This is a genomic window from Amycolatopsis sp. NPDC049868 (assembly GCF_044461365.1).
Classification (GTDB): Bacteria; Actinomycetota; Actinomycetes; order Mycobacteriales; family Pseudonocardiaceae; genus Amycolatopsis.
Genome location: NZ_JBITKV010000003.1, coordinates 147,793 through 162,947 on the forward strand (window position 1 = coordinate 147,793; position 15,155 = coordinate 162,947).

General features: G+C 69.7%; 15 protein-coding genes. 6 read left to right on the plus strand and 9 right to left on the minus strand.

Features of this window, described 5'->3' with window-relative positions:
* Both ACIBTM_RS14095 and ACIBTM_RS14100 read right to left on the minus strand, forming a co-directional pair.
* The gene (locus ACIBTM_RS14095) at positions 1-2,523 is read right to left on the minus strand and encodes a M14 family zinc carboxypeptidase (RefSeq protein WP_395876914.1); all 2,523 of its coding nucleotides are present in this window, start codon (positions 2,521-2,523) and stop codon (positions 1-3) included.
* A gap of 68 nt (positions 2,524-2,591) precedes the next feature.
* Positions 2,592-2,909 carry a nucleotide pyrophosphohydrolase gene (locus tag ACIBTM_RS14100; protein ID WP_016330623.1) on the minus strand — a complete coding sequence of 106 codons (318 nt, stop codon included), beginning with the start codon at positions 2,907-2,909 and terminating at the stop codon, positions 2,592-2,594.
* Between the two features lie 121 nt (positions 2,910-3,030).
* On the opposite strand from ACIBTM_RS14100, the gene ACIBTM_RS14105 reads away from it, so the two are divergent.
* From ACIBTM_RS14105 to ACIBTM_RS14115, 3 genes are all read left to right on the plus strand, one after another.
* Entirely contained in the window at positions 3,031-3,954 is a 924-nt protein-coding gene (locus ACIBTM_RS14105; protein ID WP_395876915.1) for a nitrate- and nitrite sensing domain-containing protein, read from the plus strand.
* The gene (locus ACIBTM_RS14110; RefSeq protein WP_395876916.1) at positions 3,951-5,264 is read left to right on the plus strand and encodes a hypothetical protein; all 1,314 of its coding nucleotides are present in this window, start codon (positions 3,951-3,953) and stop codon (positions 5,262-5,264) included. The genes ACIBTM_RS14105 and ACIBTM_RS14110 overlap by 4 nt, the downstream gene beginning before the upstream one ends.
* Before the next feature lie 177 nt (positions 5,265-5,441).
* Entirely contained in the window at positions 5,442-6,995 is a 1,554-nt protein-coding gene (locus ACIBTM_RS14115) for a DUF1841 family protein (protein WP_395876917.1), read from the plus strand.
* Between the two features lie 12 nt (positions 6,996-7,007).
* Here ACIBTM_RS14115 and ACIBTM_RS14120 read toward each other — a convergent pair whose 3' ends face one another.
* The 3 genes from ACIBTM_RS14120 to ACIBTM_RS14130 form a co-directional block, all read right to left on the minus strand.
* A complete protein-coding gene (locus tag ACIBTM_RS14120) occupies positions 7,008-7,178 on the minus strand; it encodes a hypothetical protein (protein ID WP_395876918.1) in 171 nt (56 codons plus the stop codon).
* Between the two features lie 317 nt (positions 7,179-7,495).
* Positions 7,496-8,428, minus strand: coding sequence for a type I pantothenate kinase (coaA, locus tag ACIBTM_RS14125; RefSeq protein ID WP_395876919.1), 933 nt, complete (start codon positions 8,426-8,428; stop codon positions 7,496-7,498).
* A gap of 157 nt (positions 8,429-8,585) precedes the next feature.
* Positions 8,586-9,227 carry a macro domain-containing protein gene (locus tag ACIBTM_RS14130; protein WP_395876920.1) on the minus strand — a complete coding sequence of 214 codons (642 nt, stop codon included), beginning with the start codon at positions 9,225-9,227 and terminating at the stop codon, positions 8,586-8,588.
* Positions 9,228-9,324: 97 nt separating this feature from the next.
* On the opposite strand from ACIBTM_RS14130, the gene pheA reads away from it, so the two are divergent.
* The 3 genes from pheA (at position 9,325) to ACIBTM_RS14145 (ending at position 11,639) form a co-directional block, all read left to right on the plus strand.
* On the plus strand, positions 9,325-10,233 hold the full coding sequence (gene pheA, locus ACIBTM_RS14135) for a prephenate dehydratase (protein WP_395876921.1): 909 nt from the start codon (positions 9,325-9,327) through the stop codon (positions 10,231-10,233).
* Positions 10,230-10,850, plus strand: coding sequence for a histidine phosphatase family protein (locus ACIBTM_RS14140; RefSeq protein WP_395876922.1), 621 nt, complete (start codon positions 10,230-10,232; stop codon positions 10,848-10,850). Before pheA ends, ACIBTM_RS14140 begins: the two co-directional genes overlap by 4 nt.
* A gap of 144 nt (positions 10,851-10,994) precedes the next feature.
* The gene (locus ACIBTM_RS14145) at positions 10,995-11,639 is read left to right on the plus strand and encodes a DUF4232 domain-containing protein (RefSeq protein WP_395876923.1); all 645 of its coding nucleotides are present in this window, start codon (positions 10,995-10,997) and stop codon (positions 11,637-11,639) included.
* A 127-nt stretch (positions 11,640-11,766) separates the two neighbouring features.
* Here the strand turns inward: ACIBTM_RS14145 and ACIBTM_RS14150 are convergent, their stop codons facing one another.
* From ACIBTM_RS14150 to ACIBTM_RS14165, 4 genes are all read right to left on the minus strand, one after another.
* On the minus strand, positions 11,767-12,204 hold the full coding sequence (locus tag ACIBTM_RS14150) for a hypothetical protein (RefSeq protein ID WP_395876924.1): 438 nt from the start codon (positions 12,202-12,204) through the stop codon (positions 11,767-11,769).
* A 61-nt stretch (positions 12,205-12,265) separates the two neighbouring features.
* Positions 12,266-13,525, minus strand: a complete 1,260-nt coding sequence (locus ACIBTM_RS14155) for an MFS transporter (protein ID WP_395876925.1) — start codon at positions 13,523-13,525, stop codon at positions 12,266-12,268.
* A 214-nt stretch (positions 13,526-13,739) separates the two neighbouring features.
* Entirely contained in the window at positions 13,740-14,090 is a 351-nt protein-coding gene (locus ACIBTM_RS14160) for a metallopeptidase family protein (RefSeq protein WP_395876926.1), read from the minus strand.
* A gap of 4 nt (positions 14,091-14,094) precedes the next feature.
* Complete coding sequence (locus ACIBTM_RS14165) at positions 14,095-15,075, minus strand: septum formation family protein (RefSeq protein WP_395876927.1); 981 nt, start codon at positions 15,073-15,075, stop codon at positions 14,095-14,097.
* Positions 15,076-15,155: the final 80 nt, after the last annotated feature.

The window sequence follows — 15,155 nt, forward strand, 5'->3', positions numbered from 1 at the left end:
TTACTTCGGGGCCGCCCAGTAAATCGCCTTGGCCACCTGCGAGTACAAGCCCTTCGGGTGATCGCGGAACAGCGGTTCGGTGCCGAACAGCACCGCCCGCCCGCCGAGCCCCGTCGTCCCGGACACGACGGCGGCCTGTCCCGCCGCCTGCAGCGGCCCGCCGGTCCCGTCGTCCCGGGTCCGCCAATGCCCCGCGACCAGGGGATTCCCGCTCGCGTAGCGCTGCTCGACGCTGACCGAGGAGCCGAGATCGGTGAACCAGAACGGCCCGTAGACGAACGAGTCCGGCAGTGCGCCGGCACCCACCGGGCCGGTTCCGTTGACGACCGAAACGACACCGTTCCCGTCCTCCCAGCCCGCCACCGGACGTGTTTCGAGAAGTCCCACGTCGGTGTTGAACCGCGCGCCCGTGGCACCGCGGGTGACCACACCGCCGCGGGCGAGGAAGGCACGCAAAGCGTCCTTCGCGGCCGGAGCGAGGTCGGTGTACCGCAGTCCCGAAGAGACGAACAGCAGGTCCACCCGGGACCAGTCGAAGCCCGCGTTGAGCACCGCCGCCGACACCGGTCGCACGTCGAAGCCCATGTCCCGCAGCGCTTTCAGCTCGTCCGCCCCGACGGCGGCCGCGATCGTCTTGCGGGTCAACGGGGACGCCGTCCCGCTTGCCTCGGTGAACCGGACGCCGTAGCGATCCGCCACCTCGGCGGCGGCCGGACGGGCCGCCGCGGGGACGACTATCGTGCCGTCGTCCGTACGGCCGAGGGCGAGGCCCCGGTTCAGCAGGTCGTTGACAGCGCCGACGTCCTTGGCGTCGACCAGTTTCAGCGCGAGGTCCCGGCCGGGCGCGGCGTCGATGCCACCGGTCGGCGACGCCGTGACGACGTCGTGCGCGCGGACGTCGAGGCGGCCCTGTTTCACGATGTCGACCGACGCTCCCCAAAGCAGGCGGTGGCTCCAGCCGGAGATGTCGTACATGACCGGCACCTTCGCCGAGATGTCGCTGCCCTGCTCCAGCATCACGTTCGCCAGACCGCGTTTCGGCTGGTGCATGTCGACCAGGTACGAACCCGCCGGATAGCCGCGCCCGGCCAGCGAGAACGGGCGATCGGCCTGCCGTACCCGGACGTCGTTGGCCACGAGGTGGTCGACCAGCCGGGAAGCGGCGGCGGCCGAACGCTGGCTTGCCCCGGCGGGGATGACGTACGCGCGCGGGAACTCCGTGCGGTAGCGGTCTTCCGGCCCGAAGCCGGGCACGAACCCGTCGGGGATCTCGCGCTGCGCTTCACCGGCCGTGCCACGGCGGAACATCTCGATCTGGTTCGCGATGAGCTCACCGCGGTTGCGGTCGACGTAGTTCAGCGTGCTGCCGATGGTGGCCTCGACGACCTCGGTGTTGATCACCGCGCGCCGCTGGAGTTCCGCGACGGGCTGCGCTTCGTAGTCCGCGTTGTTGACCCGCATCGGGATCTCGATCGTGAAGGACACCGCGCCGTGGTACATCGCGTACTGGGCGGTGTAGATCGGCGCCCAGCCGTCCCAGCTGCCGGGTTCGTAGTCGCGGAACGGGATCTCCGGCTTCGCGGTCTCGGGGCGCCCGAGCGCCTTGACGGCCTGCTCCATGCCGAGCCCGTTGGCGTACCCGTGCTTGATGTAGAGGTCGAAGTCGTAGTTCTGGCCGTGTGGCGGCGTGGTCGGCTCGATGAGCGTGTTCTCGACGTAGCCGTGTTCGTCCAGCATCATCAGCGGCTGCTTGCCGATGGCGATCCCGCGCATGGCCCGCACTTCGGGCTGCGAAGCGGTGACGAAGTCGCGGTTGGGGTCGAAACCCTGCGACGTCTGCCGCGTGCCGGCGACGCGGCCGTCCGGATTGGCCGTGACGTTGAAGTAGAAGCGGTTCCGCTTCAGCAGTTCGACGGTCCTGGGATCGTTCGACGTCGCCAGCTTCTCGATGACGCGGAGCGCGCCGTCGGTGCCTTCCCATTCGTTGCCGTGGATGTTGTTGTTGATCCACACCGGCGCCTTGTAGCCGTGGCGCAGGAACGGGTCGCGCGCGGCACGCGCCGGGTCGTTCTCGATGAGCGACCGCCAGGTGTCCTGCCGTCTCGTCTCGGACCGGCTCTCCGGCGCGGTCAGCGTCACCAGGTAGAGGTCACGGCCGAGCCCGGACTGCCCGGCGATCTCGACCGAGATCCGGTCACTGCGCGCCTGCAACGCGTTCAGCTTCGGCGCGATCGCGTGGTACGGCGCGAGCCCGAGTTTGATCGACTTGTCGGCCGTGTTCTCCGGATACACGCGCAGCTTCGTCTTGCGCGGATAACCCGAATGGTCACCCGCGAGGTTCTCGCCCGCCGCGGCCCGCGCGACGCTCATCGGCTGGTCGGTCGCGGCCACCTCGTTGCGCTCCGGTCCGTTGCCGTGGTCGCGATGCGGCGACGTCGGCGGTGGCGCCGCGTACGCCGGCGCGGCGACCGCGCTCAGTGACAGCATCAGGGCCAGGAACACGGTGCGAGCCGAACGCGACAAGGGCCACCTCCAGAGACGTCGGCACAGTGTTTCTGTCGAACGAACGCCCCACAAGACCCGAAAGGCGGCTAACCGGGCGCCGGGAACCGGTGCTCGTTCCGATCGATCTTGGCGTTGGCCGCCTCGATCAGGTCCACTCCGAGGCTGTTCGCGAGCTGGAGGAGATACAGCGTGACGTCGGCGATCTCGTCGACGACGTTGTGCGCCAGCTCAGGGTCGGAGCGCCATTTCGCCGATTCCTCCGGGGTGAGCCACTGGAACAGCGAAGTCAGCTCGCCGACTTCGCCGGACAGCGCCATGACCAGGTTCTTCGGGGTGTGGAACGGTTCCCAGGCCCGTGCCGCGGCGAAGTCGCGGAGGCGCTGGTTGAGGTCGTCGAGAGTCACGTGCCGTGCCTACCAGATCGTCACGGTGCGCTAACGGCCGTATGGCGGACGAGCGTTGACGTGCAATTTGCAACTTGCCTAGCGTCGCTGGGCGTCGGGGACCCGATCCGGAAGGAAAGTCTTGACGTACCAGCGAAGCCTTCGCGCTCGCATGCTCTCCATCGCGTTCGTGCCGAGTGCGGCCTTGGTGCTCGTCGCGTTGTTCATCGGCGGATTCCTCGTCCAGCAGGCCATCGAGGACCGTGACGACGCCGAGAGCGGGGCGATCACCCTGGCCGGGGCGAGCCGGGGAATCGCGTCGCTGCAGCGGGAGCGGGCGGTCGCGCTGCGGGCGCCGGGCAGCCGTTCCGCCACGTACACCGCGTATGCCGACCGTATCGACACTTCCCTTTCCTCGTTGCGCGAGATCGCGCGGGCCGCCCCGGACGCCGAAGTCGGCTATCAGCAGACGATCGCCGTCGAACTGCTCACCGCCGTCGAAGGCATGGACCGCAGCGATTCCCTCGCGGTCGCCGGGATCGACGACGAGGGACGGCGCGACTACGCCGCGGCTGTGGGCGCCTACCGGTCCAGGCTCGACGCCGTCGCCGGAAAGCTGACGGAAAGTAGCCGTCAGACCTACCGCGATCTCGTCGGGAGCGTGGATTGGAGCCGGTTCGGCGCGGTCGAAACCGCGTTGAGCGCGGCCACGCCGCCGCCCGTCGGCCAGGACGCCTGGCGGGTCGCGGCCGGTGTCGTCGGCCGGACCCTCGGCGATCTCGTCGCGCGCCAGATCGAGTACTCGGCGCAGCTCGCGATCGACGGCGGACGCCGGGTGCTGAGCGGTGCCCTCGCCGCCGCCGCGGCGATTTCGCTGCTCGCGGTGGTCGTGATGGCGATCGTCATGCAGCTCGCCAAACGGCTCCCGATCCCGGTCATCCGCTGCCCTTCACGGCTCGAAGCGGTGCCGCTGACCTGGTCACACCTGGTGAGCGATTACGCCGAAAAGAGCACGCTGTTGGCCCACACGAGTCGGCGAAGCGGTCGGGCAGACTTGTCCGGGTGAGTTCCCCGACGGATCTGCGCCCCTACCTGCGTACTTTGGACGCGGAAACGCTGGCGGACCTGCTGCACGCCCAGGCGGAGCGTGACCCTGTGTTACGACAGGCGCTGGAGAACCGTTTCGCCACCCAGGGGAGTGATGTCGCCGAGGCGCACCGCCTCCTCGACACCGCCGTGCTGGCGGGCAACGTCGAGTACGCCGCGAAGGTCGGCTCCGTCCTCGACACGCTTCAGCGGCTCCTCGACGCCGGCAGCCGGGCCGATCTCGCGCCGCTCGCCCGCCGGACCGTGGACGACATCAGCGAGATGCTGGAGCAGATCGACGACACCTCCGGCGAGGTCGCGGACCGGCTGGACCGGGCCGTCGAGCTGTACGCGCGGGCCTGCGTGGCCCGCCCGCCGGATCCCGAAAGCCTGGCCGCCTGGATCCTCGAAGTGGAGTTCGACGGCCCGGGGTGGCCGGCCATCGAACTGGCCGATTTCGCCTCCGCCTTGGGGGAAAAGGGAATCGCGCGAATACGGTCCGCTGTGGACGAGGTGCTGGCGGAGCAGCCGTCCGGTGCGAAACGCGAGACGGCCGAGCGGCTGCGCGAGGAGCTGGCGGAGGTGTCCGGCGACGTCGACGCGCTCGTCGCGATCCTCGCCGCCAAACCGCCGCGAGTGGACGTCAGCCTCAAGATCGTGCGCGTCCTGCGCGCGGCGGGACGGCACAGCGAGGCCATCGCGCACGCGGCGCGGGCGCTCACGCACGACAAGAAGGAAGAGCCGCCTCCGCCGGAAGCGGAGCCGGTTCCCTTGTCACGCAAGAACTTCGACGAGCATCCCACGGCCGCGGCGTACCTCGCCCTGCGCGAGGAGTCGCTGGACGCGGGGCGCTGGGCCGCGCAGCGGAAGACCGCGCTCGCCCGGCTGCGTGAACTCGCCGCCGGAAGCACGGAGGCCGCCGACGAGCTCGTCCGCGCGTTGCTCGGCGAGGACCGCGCCGACGAGGCATGGCGGGCGGCGGTGCGATTCGAGGCCTCTTTGCCGGTACGCGTCGAACTCGCGGATTCCCGTTCCGTCGCCCAGCCTGCCGAAACCATTCCGGTATATCGGGAGCATGTCGAAGAATTGATCACGCGGAAAGACCCGAACTCCTACCGCGAGGCGGCCCGGCAACTGCGCAAACTGCGCACGGTGCACAAAAAGGCCGGTACGGCTGAAGAATTCAGCTCGTACCTCGGCACATTGGTGGAAATACACAAACGCAAGACACGGCTGATCGCCGAGGTCAAGGCGGCGAGAATCGCGATTCCCAAACCGGTCGGTGCGTAACCGCGTCCGGCGGCGGTCGTTATTCGAAGTGAACCGAGGAAACCCGGCGAAGAAGGTCGAAGTCGCGGTGGTCCTGTAACCGGTTTCCGCCCGCGTCCTCCCCGCGGACGGGACCCGTGTTCCGCGCCCGGGACCACCGCGGCGAGCCCGATCGGGTCCGCGTGAAAACATGTCGCCATGAGTCCGGTCAGCCGTGCCCGCAAGAAGGCAGCCCAGCCCTCCACCCCGAGTGTGACGGGCCTCTTCAAGGACGTCCTCCGGGACTTCTCGACCCTTGGTGCCGAACCCGAGGTGCTCGACGTCGAGCTGCTGACCTCCGAGGTGCTCGGCCAGTGGTGGGAGATCGAGGTCGAGGAGGACGAGACGCCGCTGGGCCTGGAGCTCATCGCGTTCGCCGAGCGGAAGATCACCCCCGCCGCGGCCGCGCTGCTCGCCGGATTGCGGGTCTTCGCCGAGACCGAGGAGGAGCGCGAGGCGGCCGCCTCGGCGCTGAACACCGTGCTGGGCCGTGGGATCCCGGAGCCGGAGTGGGTGGCGGACCTCGCCGCGGTGACCGTGGGGGACTGCTGGCGGACCGGCGACGTCTTCGGTGACGAGTCCTCCCTGCTCTGCGTGTTCTCCCGGGGCGGTGTCGAGCACGGCCTGCTCGCGCTGGTCGATTTCACCGAGGGTGGCCGGATCCGCGACGTCGTCGTGGTCGACAAGCCGCAGGACGTGCTGGCCGAGATGCGGCAGCAGGCCGCCGACGACCCGGAGCTGGTCACGCTGGAGCGGGTGCTGCCCGAACGCGCCCACCAGCTGCTCGCGGACGGCCTCGCCGCGACGGACGTCGCCGAGGAACCCGACGTCAGCGAGGATTACGCGCGGTTCCACGCGCTCGCGCTGGCCTGGATCCGGGCACTTCCCGCGCCCGAACCGTCGCCCGAGATCTCCGAATGGCCCGAGCAGGTCCGCGAAGAGGTCGTCGCCGACTTCATCGGCTCCGGGCTCGTGGAGGACACGGAAGCGACGCGGTTCTACGCGCGCCTGCTCGTCGATCACGGCTGTGAGACCGAGCCGGGCAGTCCGCTGCGGGTCGGGCCCGAGAAGCTCGCCCGGTTCCTCGAATCGCTGCTGGACGGCGAGTTCGAGATCGACGAGGCCTACGAAGACGCGCTGGAGCCCGCTCTGCTCGGCTGGGTCACCTGGGCCGCCGACCGCGCCGGGCTCCCCGAGGCCGCGCGGGTGGCGCTGCTGGAGAGCGCGACCGAGTTCCTGGAGGAGTTCGCGCAGGACGAGGACTCGGCGCTCGACGTGTACTTCGACGGCTCGGAAGGGATCGAAGACCCGGCGGAGCTCGCGGAAGCCCTCGCGCGCCGGATGTTCGCCGTCCCGACGGTCTACGCGGAGATCGGCGACGAGGAGCTGGAACTCGAGCCCGCCGACCCCGAACAGCGACGGCTGCTGGTGATCGGCGAGCACCCCGAGTACCACGAGGCCCTGGCCGAAGAGACCTTCGACGGCGAGCCGAGGATGCGGCTCGCGCTGAAGACCACGATCGTCGACCAGCTCTGGGACGACGAACCCGCCGAGGTCTGGCAGGCCGTGCGGCGGCTGAGCGAGACCGGGCAGGAGCGGGAGGCGATCTTCGACCGCCTCATCGACGCGCTGTCCGGGCAGCTCACCGAAGCGGGCGAACACGAGATGGACTACGACGTCGACGACTACCGGAAGGCGCTCGACGAGCTCTGAGCGCGGGGAGGTTCAGCCCAGCGGCGCCGCGGGGGAGCCCTTGGTCTCGGTGACTTGCGGCTTCTTCCGGCGCCGGTCCCCGCGGGCGTCGTCGAAGTCGACGACGAAGGCGCCGGCGGCCATGGCCACCAGGAGTGCGAGTCCGAGTATCGAGCCGACCCAGGTCAGGATGATCGAGAACATCGTGAGCCTCCTCCCTGCTCAAGGTCTTTTCGAGACCTTTCGTTCCCCTGACACAAGGGTCGCTGTGGGGGGCTGTAGCCGGTATCGGCCAACCGGTTACACGTACTGAGCGTGGATCGGCCGATCGGCCGAGGAAAGCCGCCCGGCGACAGCGGTGCGCGACCGGCGGGCACCACCGGCTCGCCGGTGGTGCGAAGGCTGCTGCTTGTGAGGGAACGGCCGGAATTCGGCCGCGTGATCGAAGGATCTTGGGCGGCGCCGTGAACGCTCGCTGTGCGTGGAGAATCAGCGAGCGCCCGGTTACGCGGTGTCGCCGCTCAGAGCTTGCGCAGCCGGACCCGGTTGATCGTGTGGTCGGCGTCCTTGCGGAGCACGAGGGTCGCCCGCGGCCGGGTCGGCTTGATGTTCTCCATCAGGTTCGGCTCGTTGATCGTGCGCCACAGGTGGCGTGCCTCGGCACGGGCCTCGTCGTCCGGGAGGCCGGCGAAGTGGTGGAAGTGCGACGCGGGGTCCGCGAAAGCGGTGTGCCGCAGCTTGAGGAAGCGCTCGACGTACCAGCGTTCGATGTCGCTCGTCGGCGCGTCCACGTAGATCGAGAAGTCGAACAGGTCGGAGACGGTGAGCCGGGGGCCGGGCTGGAGGACGTTCAGCCCTTCGAGGATCAGGATGTCGGGCTGCTGAACGACCTGTTCCTCGCCGGGAAGGATGTCGTAGGCGAGGTGCGAGTACACCGGCGCGCTGACCCGTTCGGCCCCGGACTTGACGTCGGTGACGAACCGCAGCAGCGCCCGCCGGTCGTAGCTTTCCGGGAAACCCTTGCGGTGCATGATCCCGCGCCGCACGAGCTCCGCACGCGGGTACAGGAACCCGTCGGTGGTGACCAGGTCGACCCTGGGGTGATCCGGCCAGCGGGCGAGCAGCGTGCGCAGGATGCGCGCGGTGGTCGACTTGCCGACGGCGACGCTCCCGGCGATCCCGATGACGTACGGCACCTTGGTGCCCCGGCTGTCTTCACCGAGGAAGGTGGTGGTGGCCTCGTACAACCGTTGCCGGGCGGCGACCTGGAGATTGATCAGCCGGGAGAGCGGCAGATAGACCTCGGCGACCTCGGCCAGATCGACCTGCTCGCCGAGACCGCGCAGCCGCAGCAGTTCCGCGGCGGTCAGCGGCAGGGGAGTCGACCTGCGCAACTCTCGCCACTGCTCACGGTGCAGCTCGACGTAGGGACTGAGCTCACGGACCCGCGGCATCGCACACTCCTCGCCCGTCGCCTGCGCTGGCGCCGTACAAAACCGTGTTGACGAGTTCTCGGCGGGTGAACGTGCCTCGAACCGGATGAAGCCGCTTTAACGGTAGGGCTTACGGCTCGTGAACGCGCCGCGATGTGATGTAGCCCGCTTCGGGGCGCTACCGTCCGTTACGGGGACGGCCGGGCGTGAAGACCTCGTCCCAGGCCGCGGCGACCTGCCGGGCACAGGACGCGGGGGCGACGCCGCCGATGCCGGTACCGAGCCCTGGCATCGCGATCGTGTGCACGAGATCACGGATCCGGCCCTGGTCGAGACTGCCGTCGCGCCACTGCTGGAACACCGCGCGGGCGGCGAGGTACGGGTGCACGGTGTCGCGTGGGAGGAGTTCCCCCGGTTCCCGCATCGTCGGCGCGCTGATCAGCCAGGCGGGCTCCGCCTCGCCGGTGGGCACGATGACCGCTTCGCCGATCGGCAGCTCGCCGCCGTGGTAGGCGAGGACGGCGCTGCGGACGTTCTGCTCGACCCCGGGATACGCGCGGGCGTAGACGGCGTCGATGCCGCCACGCATCCAGCCGTAGGAGTTCGCGGGGCTGACGACGGCCTGTGCGACGACGTCGAGCACGGACCCGCGGTGCACGAAGACCCGGCCGTCCACAGTGTCCGCGACGGTCGTCCAGGCTTGGGCCAGCAGGTCATCGACGGCGCACAGCACCAGCTCCGGAGTGGGATGGTCCGGCACGGGAGCGAACGAGGAGCCGACATCCTCATGGCCGGGGTGCGTGCCCGGTTCGGCGGTCACGCCCTAAGCATGGCAAAAAAAGGCATTCGGCGTAACCGGTGCGCGTACCGGCTGTCCGAGTGAAACTCGCGACATACGCCGTGCGTAATCTGGCGGGGTGTCACGGATCGCCTACTTCGGCCCCCAGGGAACCTTCACCGAACAGGCCGCGCGCCGGCTCGCCTCCGGTGAGGAGCTGATCCCCGCGGAGACCATCCCGGCGGCACTGGCCGCGGTGCGCTCGGGCGCGGCCGGCGCGGCCTGTGTCCCGATCGAGAACTCGGTCGAGGGCGCGGTCACCGCCACCCTCGACAGCCTGAGCGAGGCCGAGCCGCTGGTCGCGGTGGCGGAGGTGCTGCTGCCCGTCCACTTCAGCGTGCTGACCCGGCCGGGGACGACCGAGATCCGCACCGTGGCGAGCCATCCGCACGCGCTCGCCCAGGTCCGTCACTGGGTCGAGGCGAACCTGCCAGGGGCGCATCCGGTCGCGACGTCGTCCACGGCGGCGGCCGCGGTCGCGGTGGCCGAGGGCGAGTTCGACGCGGCCGTCACCGCGCCGGTCGCGGTCGAGCACTACCCGTTGGAGGTACGGGCCACCGAGGTCGCCGACGTCCGCGACGCCAAGACCCGGTTCCTGCTGGTCCGCGCTCCCGGCGAGCTGCCGGAGCCGACCGGGGCCGACCGCACGTCGATCGTCGCCGCCGCCACGAACCGGACCGGTGCGCTGGCGGAGCTGCTCACCGAACTGGCGGTCCGCGGGATCAACCTGACCAAGCTGGACGCCCGCCCGACCAGGAACAACTTCGGCGAGTACCGCTTCTTCATCGACTTCGAGGGGCACGTGGCCGAGCCCCGGATCGGCGACGCGCTGGCCGCGTTGCGCCGCCGGTGCCGCAACGTGCGGTTCCTCGGCTCCCACCCGCGCGCGGACAACGGCACGACCGAGATCGAGCCGGGCGCCGCCAACGAGGACTTCACCGAAGCGATCGACTGGGTCCAGTCGGTACGGAAGGGAGCACAAGCGTGAAACTTCTCCTCGTCCGCCACGGCCAGACCGACGGCAACGTGCGCGGCGCGCTCGACACCGCGCTGCCGGGGCCGCCGCTCACCGAGCTGGGCCGAGAGCAGGCGCAGCACCTCGTGACGCGGCTGGACGGCGAGCCGATCGTCGCGGTCTACGCCTCGCACGCGATCCGCGCCCAGCAGACCGCGGCGCCGCTGGCCGCCAAACTCGGCTTCGACGTCCAGGTCCTCGACGGCGTGCACGAGGTCGCGGCGGGCGACCTCGAAGGCAAGACGGACAAGGACTCGGTCACCACCTACATGAGCGTCGTGCGCCGGTGGACGCTCGGCGAGCTCGACCCGCCGATCCCCGGCGGGGAGACCGGCGCGCAGGTCCGCGCCCGGCTGCTCGACGCGGTCGCCCGGCTGCGCGCCAAGCACGAGCAGGCCGACCCCGACGGCACGGTGGTGCTGGTGAGCCACGGCGGGGCGATCCGGCTCGGCGGCGAATGGCTCGCCGGGAACGTGACCGCCGAGATCGCCAACCTGGGCCTCATCCCCAACACCGGCGTCGTCGAACTCGTCGGGACCGCCACCGGCTGGGCCTGCCTCACCTGGGCGGAAACCCCCGTCGAACCCTGACCAGGGACGTTTGCCTCCACTCCCGCCGGGGAACACAGCACACAAGATCGATTAACACCTTGTGGGGAATTAACCGGTGGGGCGCAACCCCGACGGCGGACGACACGTCTACTGGACGGTGGGTCACCCGGCTACAGGAGGCGAATGACCATGGTTCGTTCGAAGTTGATCTCCATCGGCGGTCTCGTCGCGGGTACCGCCGGACTCCTGCTGCTCAGCGCGTGCGGCTCGGAGAACGCGCCCGTCGCGCAGAACACGTCCGCGTCACCGTCGAGTTCGGTTCCGGACACCTCTGCGGCGCCCAGCGCGACTTCCTCGGCGCCGGCTCCGCAGCCCGTCCAGCCACCCGCGCAGGCGTCGAAGAACGACGGGCTTTGCAAGGCGGGCGACGTCAAACTGTCCATCAAGGACAGTGACGCCGCCGCAGGCACGGTGTACCGGAAGCTCGTCATCACCAACGCGAGCGGGCACCCGTGCACCATCCAGGGCTTCCCCGGCGTCTCCTACGTGACGGGCGCCGACGGCCACCAGGTCGGTGAGGCCGCGTTCCGCGACGGCGCCAAGGGCGGCCCGGTCCAGCTGGGCAACGGCGAGAGCGCGATCGCCGACGTCGGCTTCGTGAACGTCCGCAACTACGACGAGGCCGTCTGCAAGCCCACCGAGACCCGGGGCCTGCGCGTGTACCTGCCGCAGGAGACGGCGTCGAACTTCGTGCCGGTGCAGGGGCTCGGGTGTGCCGGGAAGATCCCCGGCAACCAGCTGACCGTGAAGACCGTCCACAAGGGCTAGAGCGGGGCCGGTACTTCCGTGTGTTTGAGTGGACGACACACGTGTCGTCCGTCCAATCACACGTGTCGTCCACTCAAACACGTGTGCCGTCCCGCCAGTCACGCGCGGCCGCCGCGACTGCCAAGGGTTAGAGCTGGGTGCAGAGCTGTTCGGCCTGCACGAGGTGCCGCTGGCCCGAGATCTGGTTGAAGTGCAGGCTGAACACCATCCGGCTGACGCCGTCGATGTGGTCGGCCAGCGGCCGGTAGGTGTCGTTGGCGGCGGCCGCCGCGGCGGAGAGTTCGCGCGCGGCCGTCATCCGATGCAGGACTTCGGGCGCCAGGACGGCCACGGTCCGGTCGCCGGGCGCCGAGTCGGTGGTGTCGGGGATCGTGCCGACCCTGGCCAGCGCCGAGCACGCCGCCTGCGCGTCTTCGAGTGCTCCCGCGTTGACGCCCGAGAGCGCCCAAAGCATGCCGATCACGCCACCGCCGATCACGAAACCGGCGACGGCGGTGAGCACTTGCGGGCGTCTGGAAGGTTCTGTAGTCCCCACGCCGGCCTCCGGCACCAGTGTCTGCTGCATCGCGGACCTCCCCGTCACCCGTGGCGGTGATGGGCTATTTCAGCACCAAAGACCTCGGTTTTCACCGGTCTTGGTGGAGAACCCGCTCCTCCGTGGCCGATTCGTCATCGAAGGCGCCGGGCCGTAACGAGACGAACGCGAAACCGGCTACGCCGAACAGCAGAAGCCCGGACGTGAGGAACGTCCGGGCCGGGGAACCAAGGGCGTGGGTGAGGACGCCGCCGAGCAAGGCGCCGACCGGGATCGCTCCCCAGACGACGGTGCGCCATACGCCGAGTACCCGGCCGAGCAGGTCGCCGGGGACAAGGGTGTGCCGTGCCGTGCCGAGCACGATGTTCACCGCGACGACGGCCGCCGCGAACAGGCCGAACAGCGCCGCCCCCGCCACCGGCGAACTCGTCAGGCCCATGCCGGTGAACGCCGCGCCGCAGCAGGCCGTGCCCCCGAGCAGCACCGCGCGACGGCTGGACGTCTTCACCAGCCGCGGGGCGACGGCCGCGCCGAGCAGGCCGCCGATGCCTCCGACGAACGCGAAGAGCCCGAAGGCCGCTTCGCTGAGACGCAGGTACTCGATCGCGTACAGGACCAGCTGAGCCTGCGCGAGTTCGCTGACCAGGCTGATCAACCCGGCGATGACGACCAGGCGCAGCACCAGCCGGCTCTGCTTCAGCCAGCGGAAACCCTCCGCCAGCTCGGTGCGGAGGTCGGTGGGGGCGGTGTCGACGGCTTTCGGCCGGTAGCTTCCGGCGAGGCCGATCAACACGACCGCAGCGATCGCGAAGCCCACCGAGTTGAGCAAGAACGGGAAGGTCGCGAAGAGCGCGAAGGTGGCACTGCCGACCGGCCCGCCGAGGAAGGTCTGGCCGACGATCTCGCAGGCCTGGAGCTTGCTGTTCGCGCCGTCGAGTGAACCTTCGCCGACAACCGCCGGGATGAGCACGTTCGCGGCGCTGTCGGCGACCACCTCCGCGAAACCGATGAGCAGGGCGGCGGCGTAGACCAGCCAGATCGTCGCCCCGCCCGCGGCGACCAGTGCGGCCGTCCCGCCGACGACCACCGCCCGGGCACCGTTCGCCAGCATCATCGCCCGCCGCCGGTCGACGCGGTCCAACAGCGCGCCCGCCGGGAGCGCGAACAGCAGCCACGGCAGGAACTGGGTCGCCGAAAGACCGGCGATGAGCAGCGGATCCCGGGTCAGGGTGACCGCGAGCAGCGGGAACGCGACCTTGCCGATGCCGTCGCCGAGGTTCGACGCCGCGCTGGACGCGAGCAGCCAGCGCAACCGCCGGTCGCTCCTCCTCCGCACCGTCGACTCGGCCATGCACCGCCTCCCCAGGCATTCGCCGGCGAAGGCCGGCGACACGTGTAAAAAAGTTTAGCGGGGCTGTCGCCCAAAGTGGCGGCGTTGTTACACCCAGTTAAGAATCCGGAGATCCCTTGGTGCTCCACGCACAAAAATCACCGACCATACCGCCTCCGGCACGGAATCCGTCGCGAGGAGAGCGAGGGACCTTTGCTATCACGTGCCCGGCGGCTCAGCCCCAGCCGAGTTCGTGCAGACGCGCGTCGTCGATGCCGAAATGGTGGCCGACCTCGTGGACCACCGTGATCAGCACCTCCTCGACGACGTCCTCCTCGGTGTCGCACATCTGCAACAGCGGGCGCCGGTAGATCGAGATCCGGTCGGGCAGCACCCCGCCGTACTCGTGGGTCCGCTCGGTCAGCGCGACCCCGTGATAGAGCCCGAGGATCGTCGGCGACTCCTCGTTGAACTCCTCCACGAGCACCACGACGTTGTCCATGGCGTCCGCGAATTCGGGCGGGAGCTCGTCCAGCGCCTCCGAGACCAGCTCCTCGAAACGTTCCTGGGTCATCTCGACGGGCACGCGATCACCCTCCGGTCTTCGGCGGCGAAGACGACGACGGCGGCGGGGACTCACCGGCGCCGACCTTGACGCTTCCGGTGACCGGTGCCAGCCCCTTGTTGTCCGGCAGGACCGCCGCGACCTTGCAGTTCACCAGCGTGGACCCGGCGTCCCAGCTTTCCTGCTCGCGGACGTCCCAGCTGAGGATGAGCTTCTTCGCTGTCAGGTCTGCGTTGCCGGTGTACTCCTGCGCGGCCGTCGAGCAGTCGGTGTCGAGCCAGGTGTTCTGCTGCTCCTGCGAGGGGTAGCCGTCCTTGAACTTCGTCTTGAGGTCGAGCGTCGCGATGATCTCGTACGAATGCGCCTGCGCGCAGTCGATCGGGTCGCCGAAGCTGTTGTTGAGCAGCGCGAGACAGGTGCCCGGCTCCCACACCGCGGACTGGTTCTGCTCCTTGGCCGGTCCCTTGGTCGGCTGCAGCTTGCCGCCCTGGCCCGCCCATTGCAGACCGCACCGTAACTGCCGGTCGCCGTCCGCCCACTGCGCGGGCGTCGGCCGGAGCAGGTTCATGCTCAGCTTGCCGTAGGGATCGAGGTTACGGCCGAGGTACGGCTTGACGTCGATCGTGCACTGCGACCGGGAGATCTCCTGCCACTGCTCCAGGTTCGGGCTCGGCACGCCCGGCGGGTACTGCGCGCCGATGTCGACGATGCTGGTGACCTCGAACAGGTGGGACTCCGCGCACGGCACGCGCCGCGCGTCGGTGGCGTCCGGATTGTTCCAGGTCAGACAGGTGCCAGGGGGAGATTGAAACGCCTCGGCCGCGGCAGGCGACAGTTTGGGGGCGCCGCCGCCCGCACCGCCCTCCGGGCCCACGTTCCACGAAAACGCCACACTCAGCGAAAGCGCGATGATCGCGCCCGCGAACACACCGGCCATGACGAGCCGGGTGCGCAGGGTGCTCAGCGCGTTTCGCGGATCACGGAACCGCTCGGCCTGTTGAGACATCCACTCCATGATGCCCGCGCCGCACGTAAGGTGCGCGTACCGGGTGGTTAGTGTTGGACACGAGTTCGGGCCGGCGGGCG

What these genes read in the sequence shown, in the direction of transcription:
- ACIBTM_RS14115 (WP_395876917.1), top strand. Translation starts at nt 5,442, where the DNA reads ATGAGTCCGGTCAGCCGTGCCCGCAAGAAGGCAGCCCAGCCCTCCACC.
- ACIBTM_RS14165 (WP_395876927.1), bottom strand. Translation starts at nt 15,075, where the DNA reads ATGTCTCAACAGGCCGAGCGGTTCCGTGATCCGCGAAACGCGCTGAGC.
- ACIBTM_RS14150 (WP_395876924.1), bottom strand. Translation starts at nt 12,204, where the DNA reads ATGCAGCAGACACTGGTGCCGGAGGCCGGCGTGGGGACTACAGAACCT.
- ACIBTM_RS14155 (WP_395876925.1), bottom strand. Translation starts at nt 13,525, where the DNA reads ATGGCCGAGTCGACGGTGCGGAGGAGGAGCGACCGGCGGTTGCGCTGG.
- coaA (WP_395876919.1), bottom strand. Translation starts at nt 8,428, where the DNA reads ATGCCGCGGGTCCGTGAGCTCAGTCCCTACGTCGAGCTGCACCGTGAG.
- ACIBTM_RS14120 (WP_395876918.1), bottom strand. Translation starts at nt 7,178, where the DNA reads ATGTTCTCGATCATCCTGACCTGGGTCGGCTCGATACTCGGACTCGCA.
- ACIBTM_RS14145 (WP_395876923.1), top strand. Translation starts at nt 10,995, where the DNA reads ATGACCATGGTTCGTTCGAAGTTGATCTCCATCGGCGGTCTCGTCGCG.